The 337-nt window shown below is 63.2% G+C and carries 1 protein-coding gene; it reads left to right on the forward strand.

Annotation, left to right across the window (positions count from 1 at the left end; all coding sequences use genetic code 11):
- Nucleotides 1–337 (forward strand): AMP-binding protein (locus HX803_RS32090; protein WP_178926072.1); only part of this gene is annotated, 337 nt, incomplete at both ends.

Consider the following 337-nt stretch of genomic DNA (forward strand, 5'->3'; position numbering starts at 1 on the left):
GGCCAGTGGGATGCCGAGGAAATCTGCGGGCTGATCCGCACTCATCGCATCAACATCCTGGGCTTCACGCCCAGCTACGGCAGCCAGTTGGCGCAATGGCTGGCGACCCAACAACAGACCTTGCCGGTGCGCATGTGCATCACCGGCGGTGAAGCACTGACTGGCGAACACTTGCAGCGCATTCGTGCGGCCTTCCAGCCCGAGGTGTTCTTCAACGCCTATGGCCCGACGGAAACCGTGGTCATGCCGCTTGCCAGCCTTGCGCCCGAGCAACTGGAAGAGGGCGCTGGCAGCGTGCCGATCGGCAGCATCATTGGCGATCGCGTGGCCTACATTC

The sequence above is a fragment of the Pseudomonas sp. P7548 genome, from assembly GCF_013386585.1.
In the GTDB taxonomy this organism is placed as follows: domain Bacteria; phylum Pseudomonadota; class Gammaproteobacteria; order Pseudomonadales; family Pseudomonadaceae; genus Aquipseudomonas.